Here is a 10,689-nt window from a genome sequence, read left to right as displayed (position 1 = left end):
CCCGTTATGCTGAAGGCAGAAAATAATAGAGATAGGGTTTTTGTTATGGCTGCAACACGTATTGCTATCATCGGCGCAACGGGCCGTATGGGGAAACAATTAATCGAAGCGGTTCACGCGGACGATTCCGTTCAACTGGGTGCAGTGATTGTCCGCCAAGGCTCATCATTAAAGGGATGCGATGCAGGCGAGTTAGTGGGTATCGGCTCACTGGGTATCGCGATCGCGGATGATATTCACCAAGTCATCGACGATTTTGATATTTTGATCGATTTTACTCGTCCAGAACTCACTATCGATCTGTTAACACTTTGTCGTCAGCACCATAAATCAATCGTGATTGGCACAACAGGGTTTGATGAGGCAGGTAAAAAACAGATCGCTGAAGCGGCTCAATCAATCCCAGTCGTGTTTGCGGCTAACTTCAGCGTCGGCGTTAACCTTATGCTGAACCTCTTGGATCAGGCTGCTAAGGTGATGGGGGACTACACCGACATTGAAATTGTCGAAGCGCATCATCGCCATAAAGTCGATGCACCTTCCGGGACTGCATTAGCCATGGGGGAAGCGATAGCTACCGCAATGGATTGGTCACTGGATGAGCATGCTGTCTACGCAAGAGAAGGGATTACCGGCGAACGGAAGGCCGGAACTATTGGTTTTTCCACGATTAGAGCAGGCGATATTGTAGGTGAGCATACCGCTATTTTTGCAGATATCGGAGAGCGGATAGAGATAACTCACAAGGCTTCAAGCCGTATGACCTTTGCTAAAGGGGCGGTTAAATCTGCATTTTGGTTAAGTGATAAAAAACCTAAGCTTTACTCAATGAAAGATGTGCTTGGTTTTTAGTTAAAGTGTAAAGTTGAGTTTTTAACTCACTGATATATCGGTATTTTAATCTATAAATGCCGATTTAATATTGCTTTTTATATTTTTTATACTCAGTTAGTTATTTTTTGTTATTTTTGTTTTTTTATTTTACCAAATGGTCTGGTTTTACCGCTCTATTGTTTACTTTATCGCCTACCCACTGCGTTCTAGACATTTTTTCGTTAATTCTTTCACAGCAAACGTTTTTTTTGACCAGATAAGATCCTTTTTCATCGTGAAAATGAAGAAATTGAGATGAAAGGCGTAAAAAAAATAAATTAATTACTCTTCAGTATAGACATAAGTCCTAGGGATCATTAGAATGCCGCCAATTTGCCAAAATCCAGATAGGCAGGCATTTTTGCGTTGATTTAATCTTACTGATTGAATTAATATGCATGAACAGTGACTATTTATTCCCTGGAGGAAGTTTTGACTAAGTCAGCAATTTTGGTTCTGGAAGACGGAACCGAGTTTCACGGCCGGGCGATCGGCGCATTGGGATCGGCAGTTGGAGAGGTCGTTTTCAATACATCAATGACCGGTTATCAAGAAATCCTTACTGATCCTTCCTACTCCCGCCAAATCGTCACTCTCACTTATCCTCATATTGGTAATGTCGGCACCAACCCAGCCGATGCAGAAGCTTCTTCCGTCCATGCACAAGGCTTAGTTATTCGTGACCTACCGCTTATTGCCAGTAACTATCGCAGTACCAGCGATTTATCGTCCTACTTAATCCAACACAATATTGTGGCGATTGCGGATATTGATACCCGTAAGCTGACACGTCTTCTTCGCGAAAAAGGTGCGCAAAATGGCTGTATCGTTGCCGGGGATAACCCAGATGTTGCCTTGGCGCTAGAAAAAGCGAAAGCGTTTCCAGGCCTGAAAGGAATGGATTTAGCGAAAGAAGTCACCACTTCTGAACGCTACACGTGGAAGCAAGGAAGTTGGACACTAGAAAATGAGCTACCGGATGCGCGTGATGAGTCCGAGCTGCCTTGGCATGTGGTTGCTTACGATTTTGGAGCGAAACATAATATCTTACGTATGCTGGTTGACCGTGGCTGTAAGCTGACCGTTGTACCGGCACAGACCTCTGCAGAGGAGGTCCTAGCCCTTAATCCCGATGGGATTTTCCTGTCTAACGGCCCAGGGGATCCAGAGCCTTGTGACTATGCGATTAGCGCAATTCAAGCGTTTCTTAACACAGACATCCCAGTCTTCGGTATTTGCCTAGGACATCAACTGCTTGCATTGGCGAGCGGTGCGAAAACGGTAAAAATGAAGTTGGGCCATCACGGTGGTAACCACCCGGTCAAAGACTTCGATAATAACGTTGTCATGATCACTGCGCAAAATCACGGATTTGCGGTAGACGATCAGCAACTGCCAGAGTGTTTGCGTGTGACCCACCGCTCACTGTTCGACCATACTGTGCAAGGGATTCACCGTACCGATAAGCCGGCTTTCAGCTTCCAAGGTCACCCAGAAGCGAGCCCTGGCCCGCATGATGCAGCACCGTTATTCGACCACTTTATTGAACTTATCAATGCTTACCGCGGCGCTAAAGCGTAATCAGGAGAGAAGCAATGCCAAAACGTACTGACCTCAAATCTATCCTGATCCTAGGTGCTGGACCGATTGTTATCGGTCAAGCCTGTGAATTCGACTACTCGGGCGCACAAGCCTGTAAAGCGTTACGCGAAGAAGGTTATCGGGTTATTTTGGTTAACTCCAACCCGGCGACCATCATGACTGACCCAGAGATGGCCGATGCGACCTATATTGAGCCGATCAACTGGCAAGTCGTGAGAAAAATTATTGAAAAAGAGCGTCCGGATGCCGTATTACCGACCATGGGCGGTCAGACAGCACTGAACTGTGCGTTAGAGCTTGAACGTCAAGGTGTCCTTGAAGAGTTCGGCGTCACCATGATTGGGGCGACGGCAGACGCGATCGATAAAGCCGAGGACCGTCAGCGTTTTGATAAGGCGATGAAAAAAATCGGCTTAGACACCGCACGTTCCGGTATCGCACACAGCATGGAAGAGGCCTTAGCGGTCGCTGAAGAGGTGGGCTTTCCTTGTATCATCCGTCCTTCGTTTACTATGGGCGGTACGGGAGGCGGAATTGCCTATAACCGTGAAGAGTTTGAAGAGATTTGTGAGCGTGGCCTCGATCTCTCACCGACCAATGAATTATTGATTGATGAATCACTGATTGGTTGGAAAGAGTACGAAATGGAAGTGGTGCGTGACAAAAATGATAACTGCATCATTGTCTGTTCGATTGAAAACTTCGACGCAATGGGGATCCATACCGGTGACTCCATCACTGTTGCGCCTGCTCAGACGCTAACGGATAAAGAATATCAAATCATGCGTAACGCCTCGATGGCGGTTTTACGTGAGATTGGTGTTGAAACGGGTGGCTCAAACGTCCAATTCTCGGTTAACCCAGAAAATGGTCGCTTGATTATCATTGAGATGAACCCACGCGTATCACGCTCCTCCGCATTAGCCTCTAAAGCGACCGGCTTCCCGATTGCGAAAATTGCGGCCAAACTGGCGGTCGGCTACACCTTAGACGAATTAATGAATGATATTACAGGCGGACAAACTCCGGCATCATTCGAACCGTCTATCGACTACGTTGTTACCAAAATTCCTCGCTTTAACTTCGAGAAATTTGCAGGGACCAATGACCGTCTGACAACGCAAATGAAATCTGTTGGCGAAGTGATGGCGATAGGCCGTACTCTGCAAGAATCCATGCAAAAGGCATTACGTGGACTTGAAGTTGGAGCGACTGGTTTTGACCCGAAAGTCGATGCTGACGATGTTGAAGCCTTAACCAAAATCCGCCGCGAACTGAAAGATGCCGGTGCAGATCGTATCTGGTACATTGCCGATGCGTTCCGTCACGGTATGTCGGTTGAAGGCGTGTTTAACCTAACCAATATCGACCGTTGGTTCTTGGTGCAAATTGAAGAGCTGGTACGCCTTGAAGTACAGGTTACCCGCGGCGGCGTTCAAATTCTTACCGCTGACTTCCTACGTCAACTTAAGCGTAAAGGGTTTGCCGATGCGCGGTTAGCGACCTTAACTGGTGTGGCCGAAGCAGAAATTCGTAAATTACGTCAACAGTATAACCTTTACCCAGTCTACAAACGTGTCGATACCTGTGCGGCTGAATTTGCGACAGATACGGCGTATATGTACTCCACTTATGAAGAAGAGTGTGAAGCGCAGCCAGACAGTGACCGTGAAAAAATTATGATCTTGGGCGGTGGCCCAAACCGTATCGGTCAAGGGATCGAGTTTGACTACTGCTGCGTGCATGCGGCTTTAGCGCTACGTGAAGACGGCTATCAAACCATTATGGTTAACTGTAACCCTGAAACGGTCTCTACAGATTACGATACGTCCGATCGTCTCTACTTTGAACCGGTGACGTTCGAAGATGTATTGGAAATCGTCCGTATCGAAAAACCGAAAGGGGTTATCGTACAGTACGGTGGACAGACGCCACTGAAGCTGGCTCGTGCCTTAGAAGCGGCAGGTGTACCAGTAATTGGTACCAGCCCTGATGCCATTGACCGAGCGGAAGACCGTGAGCGTTTCCAACAAGCGGTTGACCGTTTAGCGTTAAAGCAACCTGCGAATGCTACCGTCACTGCACTTGAGCAAGCCGTTGAGCGCGCGGCGAGTCTGGGCTATCCATTGGTGGTGCGTCCTTCTTATGTCCTCGGTGGCCGTGCGATGGAAATCGTTTACGACGAGCAGGACCTGAAGCGTTACTTCCAAACAGCAGTGTCTGTATCGAACGATGCCCCTGTTCTTCTTGACCGCTTCTTGGATGATGCTGTCGAAGTCGATGTGGATGCAATTTGCGATGGTGAGCGAGTCTTAATTGGCGGCATCATGGAACATATTGAGCAAGCGGGAGTTCACTCCGGTGACTCAGCCTGTTCCCTGCCAGCTTATACACTTAGCAAAGCGATCCAAGATGTCATGCGTAAGCAAGTTGAACAATTAGCCTTTGAACTTAATGTTCGAGGACTGATGAACGTTCAATTCGCGGTTAAGAATAATGAGGTCTACCTGATTGAAGTTAACCCGCGCGCAGCGCGTACTGTCCCTTTTGTCTCGAAAGCGACAGGCGTACCGTTAGCGAAAGTGGCGGCGCGTGTGATGGCAGGAAAAACCTTGGCAGAGCAAGGCGTGACGGAAGAAGTCATCCCGCCTTACTACTCGGTAAAAGAGGTTGTTCTTCCCTTCAATAAATTCCAAGGTGTTGACCCAATTCTTGGGCCAGAGATGCGCTCGACCGGGGAAGTGATGGGCGTTGGACGTACCTTTGCTGAAGCCTTCTCTAAAGCGATGCTGGGGGCGCAAGCGACGATGAAGAAACAAGGTCGTGCGTTACTTTCGGTACGCGAGGGCGATAAAAAACGCGTTGTCGATTTAGCGGCAAAATTAGTGGAATTCGGCTTTGAGTTGGATGCGACTCACGGTACCGCAGTCGTACTAGGTGAAGCGGGTATTAACCCTCGCCTTGTTAACAAGGTGCATGAAGGTCGTCCACATATCCAAGACCGTCTGAAAAATGGTGAGTACGCTTATATCGTTAACACTACGGCCGGACGTCAGGCTATCGAGGATTCACGCTTAATTCGCCGCAGCGCATTGCAGTATAAAGTGCACTACGACACCACGATGAATGGTGGATTCGCCACGGCGATGGCGCTGAATGCGGATCCAACAGAGCGCGTTATCTCTGTACAAGAAATGCATGCTGAGCTGAAAGCTTAAGCCTTAAAATCACGGCCTCGCAATGAGGCCGTTTATTTTTTTAAAATCCATTTTTTCCTCCTCATCCCTCTCGACTATCTCCACGCCTTCTCGTATGATTGCGCGTCTTTTATGCAGAGAGTGCAACTATGTTAAGCCTAATCGCCGCGATGGCAACCGACCGTATTATCGGTAATGAAAATCAAATGCCCTGGCATCTTCCCGCCGATTTCGCGTGGTTTAAGCAGCAAACTCTGGGTAAACCTATCATCATGGGTCGCAAGACATTCGAGTCGATTGGTCGTCCGCTACCAGGCCGGAAAAATATCGTCATTAGTCGTCAGGAACAACCTGCGCAAGACAATGTTTTTTGGGTAACCTCTATCGACGCGGCAATTGCCTGTGCCGCGGAGGCAGGAGAAATTATGGTTATTGGTGGCGGGAATCTCTATCAGCAACTTTTGCCTCAGGCAAATAAGCTGTATTTAACCCATGTCGATGCTGAGATTGAGGGGGATACCCAATTTCCGGAATACGATCCTGACCAGTGGGAATCGGTCTTCAGCGAATTTCGAGATGCAGACGAGGCCAACCACTATGGCCTATGTTTTGAGATCTTAGAACGCCGCGCTTAGTCGCTCGCCGGTCTATTCATCGGCTTTCTGCTGTGCAGAGGGCTGATGAAAATAGCGACCATCTTCCCAACGTAGAAGCGTTAATTCGCCACCCCAGCAGCATCCGGTATCAAGACCAATAACATTACTTGGCGTACCTTTGCCTTCCAACGAGGCCCAGTGACCAAATACAATGGTAAACTCTTCGGATAACTGCCGAGGTATATCGAACCAAGGCTTTAACGGCGGCGTCGCGTCTTCTGGTTTTTCTTTACAGATCATATCCAACTGACCGCCAGGAAAACAGTAGCGCATTCGGGTTAAGGCATTAGTGCTAAAGCGTAAGCGTGCTAATCCGCTGAGATTTTCCGACCAATTATTGGGCATATCGCCATACATGGCATCCAGTAACAGCGGGTAGCTATCGCTCGCAAGCACGGCTTCAATATCCCCCGCACAACGCTGTGCGGTCTCTAAATCCCATTGCGGGGTAATCCCCGCATGCGCCATAATCAGCTGTTTTTCATGATCGATTTGCAGTAACGGCTGGCGGCGTAACCAATTAACTAATTCGTCGCAATCTTCGGCCTCAAGCAGCGGCTGTAATCGATCCTTGGATTTATTTTTACTGACCCCAGCGTAAACAGCCAGTAAGTGAAGGTCGTGATTTCCTAGTACAAGTCGCACTGCATCGCCGAGCGATTTGACTTTCCGTAATACCTGCAATGAATCCGGGCCACGCGCGACCAAGTCACCGGTCAGCCATAATTCGTCCTGGGCCGGATCGAAAGCGACCTGATCCAATAATTGGCAGAACTCTTGGTAGCAGCCGTGTATGTCGCCGATTAAATAGGTACTCATCTTCACCCTTTAGAAAATTAGCTTAGTGCAGGGCACCTTCTACGGCTAATAGAAATGGTGGGATTGGGGCTTTAAATTCGCTGCCATCCTCATTGCGCATCAAGTAGTGGCCTTGCATCGTACCGACTGGGGTCTCAAGCATTGCGCCGCTGGTATAGTTAAAGCGCTCGCCAACCTGTAAAGTCGGCTGTTTACCAATGACACCTTCACCTGCCACCTCAGTAATTTTTTCGTTACCGTCCGTGATGAGCCAATAGCGTTCAAGCAGCTGCATCGGTTGGTCACTGTGGTTCTCTAAAGTAATAGTGTAGGCGAATTGGTACTGGTTGGCATCCGGCGCCGAGTGCGCCGGAAGATAATGAGTGGTTACGCTAATCGTTAAGGTGGTAGTGTCCGACATTATTCCTCACGAGCTTGCTGGGGAGGGTGTGCTGTTAACCACTGAGCCAGCTGACAATATTGAGCAACAGTAACATTTTCTGCGCGAAGAGTGCCGCTAATTCCGAGCTGATCGAGCACTTCCGCACTGAAAAGGTGGCCTAGGCTATTACGCAGTGTTTTACGACGTTTTCCGAATGCCTCTAAGGTAATACGCCCCAGTACGCGCACATCGACCTCAGGGTACGGTGACTGTTGATGAGGGACTAAGCGTACGACTGCCGAATCCACTTTTGGCGGCGGCGTAAAGGCATGAGGGGGGACTTCAAGTACCGGGATCACTTGGCAATAGTATTGTGCCATGACCGTTAAGCGGCCGTAGGCTTTACTGTCTGGGCCAGCGACTAAACGGTTCACCACCTCTTTTTGCAGCATAAAATGCATATCTTTGATGGCTTTGGTAAAGCTAAAAAGATGGAACATCAGAGGCGTCGAGATGTTATAGGGTAAGTTACCGAACACCCGTAAAGATTGTCCTTTTTGCTCCGCCAGTTCACCAAAGTTAAAGGTCATTGCATCTTGTTGGAAGATAGTCAGTTTAGGACCTAAAAAAGGGTGTGTTTGTAAACGGGCGGCGAGGTCACGGTCCAGCTCGACAACGGTTAGCGCATCGAGGCGCTCGCCAACGGGTTCGGTCAGGGCGCCTAGACCTGGCCCAATCTCGACCATAGCATCCTGTTTGGTCGGATGAATGGCGGCGACAATGCTCTCAATGACATAGCTGTCATTGAGGAAGTTTTGTCCAAAACGTTTGCGGGCAAAGTGCCCCTGATGTACGCGATTATTCATTACTACTCTTAATCATAGTGATAGCAAGGCGAAGTGCAGTGATAAAGCTGCCGCTATCCGCCTGGTGTGTACCGGCTAAGTCGAGGGCTGTGCCATGGTCGACGGAAGTCCGGATAAAAGGTAAGCCGAGAGTGATATTCACGGCTCGACCAAACCCTTGATATTTAAGGACTGGAAGACCTTGGTCGTGATACATGGCGAGTACCGCATCCGCCTGCTGTAAATATTTCGGTTGAAATAATGTATCAGCAGGAAGGGGGCCACTCAGCCGCAGGCCCTGCTGCCGTAATTCAGCCAATACCGGCTCAATCACCTCAATCTCTTCCCGCCCCATATGACCATTTTCGCCCGCATGGGGATTGAGACCACTGACGAGAATATGGGGATCTGAAAGACCAAATTTACGACGCAAGTCGGCATGCAAGATAGTAATTACCTCGCGTAAGCTCTGTTGCGTGATTGCGGCAGCGACATCTTTTAACGGCAGATGCGTCGTAGCAAGGGCCACACGCAGCTCCTCTGTCGCTAGCATCATCACCACCCGTGGGGTTAATGATCGTTCAGCGAAAAATTCAGTATGGCCAGTAAAAGGGATACCCGCATCATTGATAACGCCTTTATGCACAGGACCGGTGACTAAAGCGTTGAATTCACCGTGTAAATTCCCATCACATGCACGCGCGAGCGAGTCCAGCACATATTGGCTATTCGCAAGATCGAGTTGGCCCGGTTGTGGCACGGCGGGTAAGGGAATAGAGCAGAGCGTTAAGGTTCCAGCAGCTTGGGGCTGCGCAGGCTCTTGCGGTTGATAAGGGTGTAAGGTCAATGGGAGGCCAAGCATTTCAGCACGTTGTAACAGCAACGCACGGTCGGCACAGACAACCAACTCGACGGGCCAGGCCTGTTGTGCTAATTGCACAATCAGGTCTGGGCCAATCCCGGCGGGTTCGCCGGGAGTGATAGCAATACGAGGAGTATTAGCCATTTGAGTCTAAGATTTTAACGTAAGCAGAGGCGCGTTCTTCCTGCATCCAAGTTTGCGCTTCTTCGGCAAACTTACGATTGAAGAGAATACGGTAAGCCCTGTCTTTTTCGGCTTCATCAGTCTTATCAACTTGGCGAGTCCCTAACAGTTCAATCAGATGCCAGCCGAAGGAAGAACGTACCGGTTGGCTAAGCTTATTCGGCGATAAGTGCATCAGTGCGTCACGGAAAGCAGGATCATAAATGGTTGGCGATGCCCAACCTAAATCACCACCTTGGTTTGCCGAGCCTGGGTCATCAGAGTTTTGGCGCGCAGCATTCGCAAAGGTGGTTTTACCACTGCGGATATCGGCGGCAATTTGTTCAATCTTGGCACGCGCTTGATCGTCGTTCATGATCGGTGACGTTTTGACTAAGATATGACGAGCGTGAACCTCTGTGACTGAGACGTTTTTACTCTCGCCACGCATATCGTTCACTCTGATGATATGGAAGCCAACGCCTGAGCGGATTGGACCAACAATATCGCCTTTTTGCGCAGTGCTTAACGCTTGGCTGAAGAGGGAAGGGAGCTCTTCGATTTTGCCCCAGCCCATATTCCCGCCTTTTAGCGCTTCAGGTGATGCAGAGTAGGTCACGGCCATCTTACCGAAGTTTGCCCCACCTCGTAATTCACCGACTAACTTTTTCGCGAGGTCTTCTTCATCATCAACTTGTTGTTGCGTTGGATTCTCAGGAAGAGGCAGCAGAATCATACTCAGGTTCATCTCGGTACCTGGCACATTCTGCGCAGCAACTTGCTTCGCTAAGGTATCGACTTCTTGCGGTAGAATGGTGATGCGACTACGTACTTCGTTATTTCTCACTGCAGCAATCGTCATTTCATGACGGATTTGCGTGCGATAGGTCGCATAGTTCATCCCGTCATAGGCTAAACGACTCCGTAACTGATCCAGCGTCATATGGTTCTGGGCAGCGATATTTTGAATGGCCTCATCGACCTCTTGATCGCTAATGTTTACACCCGCGCGCTGGCCTTGTTGCATGATAATACTATCCATGATCTGACGCTCGAGAATCTGATGGCGCAGCGTGGCATCATCCGGCAACTGCTGACCCGCTTGGCGAGCTTGGCTTTTTACGGAAGACATCATGTTATCGACATCACTTTCAAGCACTACACCATTGTTGACAACGGCTGCAACTTTATCAATGACTTGAGGCGCTGCGAAAGCATAACTTGCATTCGCCATTAAAGCGCCCAGCATCAGGAGTTTCCAATTCTTCATACATTTTCCATCGTTAAGACCGCAATGCGGAAATTACCGGTT

General features: G+C 48.9%; 9 protein-coding genes. 4 read left to right on the top strand and 5 right to left on the bottom strand.

The genetic code is table 11. From position 1 onward, the window contains the following. The first annotated feature begins 45 nt into the window (after positions 1-45). From dapB to folA, 4 genes are all read left to right on the top strand, one after another. On the top strand, positions 46-852 hold the full coding sequence (gene dapB, locus MKR94_RS04750) for a 4-hydroxy-tetrahydrodipicolinate reductase (protein WP_241645717.1): 807 nt from the start codon (positions 46-48) through the stop codon (positions 850-852). Positions 853-1,305: 453 nt separating this feature from the next. Next, positions 1,306-2,454, top strand: a complete 1,149-nt coding sequence (gene carA / locus MKR94_RS04745; protein WP_241645714.1) for a glutamine-hydrolyzing carbamoyl-phosphate synthase small subunit — start codon at positions 1,306-1,308, stop codon at positions 2,452-2,454. Positions 2,455-2,468: 14 nt separating this feature from the next. Beyond that, positions 2,469-5,693, top strand: a complete 3,225-nt coding sequence (gene carB, locus MKR94_RS04740; protein WP_241645711.1) for a carbamoyl-phosphate synthase large subunit — start codon at positions 2,469-2,471, stop codon at positions 5,691-5,693. Between the two features lie 128 nt (positions 5,694-5,821). Then, positions 5,822-6,307, top strand: coding sequence for a type 3 dihydrofolate reductase (folA, locus tag MKR94_RS04735; protein ID WP_241645709.1), 486 nt, complete (start codon positions 5,822-5,824; stop codon positions 6,305-6,307). Between the two features lie 12 nt (positions 6,308-6,319). Here the strand turns inward: folA and apaH are convergent, their stop codons facing one another. Genes apaH through surA form a run of 5 tightly spaced genes read right to left on the bottom strand, consistent with a single transcriptional unit; the run spans position 6,320 to position 10,647 of the window. After that, positions 6,320-7,147, bottom strand: coding sequence for a bis(5'-nucleosyl)-tetraphosphatase (symmetrical) ApaH (gene apaH / locus MKR94_RS04730; protein ID WP_241645705.1), 828 nt, complete (start codon positions 7,145-7,147; stop codon positions 6,320-6,322). A gap of 22 nt (positions 7,148-7,169) precedes the next feature. Continuing rightward, on the bottom strand, positions 7,170-7,547 hold the full coding sequence (apaG, locus tag MKR94_RS04725; RefSeq protein WP_241645703.1) for a Co2+/Mg2+ efflux protein ApaG: 378 nt from the start codon (positions 7,545-7,547) through the stop codon (positions 7,170-7,172). Next, positions 7,547-8,374 carry a 16S rRNA (adenine(1518)-N(6)/adenine(1519)-N(6))-dimethyltransferase RsmA gene (gene rsmA, locus MKR94_RS04720; RefSeq protein WP_099823627.1) on the bottom strand — a complete coding sequence of 276 codons (828 nt, stop codon included), beginning with the start codon at positions 8,372-8,374 and terminating at the stop codon, positions 7,547-7,549. Before rsmA ends, apaG begins: the two co-directional genes overlap by 1 nt. After that, a complete protein-coding gene (pdxA, locus tag MKR94_RS04715) occupies positions 8,367-9,359 on the bottom strand; it encodes a 4-hydroxythreonine-4-phosphate dehydrogenase PdxA (protein ID WP_241645701.1) in 993 nt (330 codons plus the stop codon). The genes rsmA and pdxA overlap by 8 nt, the downstream gene beginning before the upstream one ends. Continuing rightward, on the bottom strand, positions 9,352-10,647 hold the full coding sequence (gene surA, locus MKR94_RS04710; protein WP_241645698.1) for a peptidylprolyl isomerase SurA: 1,296 nt from the start codon (positions 10,645-10,647) through the stop codon (positions 9,352-9,354). Before surA ends, pdxA begins: the two co-directional genes overlap by 8 nt. Positions 10,648-10,689: the final 42 nt, after the last annotated feature.

It is taken from the genome of Rosenbergiella metrosideri, assembly GCF_022602565.1.
GTDB lineage: Bacteria > Pseudomonadota > Gammaproteobacteria > Enterobacterales > Enterobacteriaceae > Rosenbergiella > Rosenbergiella metrosideri.
This window is presented reverse-complemented; position numbering and strand designations above follow the sequence as displayed.

Excerpts from the sequence above, each read along its gene's own strand:
- apaH (WP_241645705.1), bottom strand. The coding sequence starts at position 7,147 with ATGAGTACCTATTTAATCGGCGACATACACGGCTGCTACCAAGAGTTC.
- apaG (WP_241645703.1), bottom strand. The coding sequence starts at position 7,547 with ATGTCGGACACTACCACCTTAACGATTAGCGTAACCACTCATTATCTT.
- dapB (WP_241645717.1), top strand. The coding sequence starts at position 46 with ATGGCTGCAACACGTATTGCTATCATCGGCGCAACGGGCCGTATGGGG.
- carB (WP_241645711.1), top strand. The coding sequence starts at position 2,469 with ATGCCAAAACGTACTGACCTCAAATCTATCCTGATCCTAGGTGCTGGA.
- surA (WP_241645698.1), bottom strand. The coding sequence starts at position 10,647 with ATGAAGAATTGGAAACTCCTGATGCTGGGCGCTTTAATGGCGAATGCA.
- rsmA (WP_099823627.1), bottom strand. The coding sequence starts at position 8,374 with ATGAATAATCGCGTACATCAGGGGCACTTTGCCCGCAAACGTTTTGGA.
- pdxA (WP_241645701.1), bottom strand. The coding sequence starts at position 9,359 with ATGGCTAATACTCCTCGTATTGCTATCACTCCCGGCGAACCCGCCGGG.
- folA (WP_241645709.1), top strand. The coding sequence starts at position 5,822 with ATGTTAAGCCTAATCGCCGCGATGGCAACCGACCGTATTATCGGTAAT.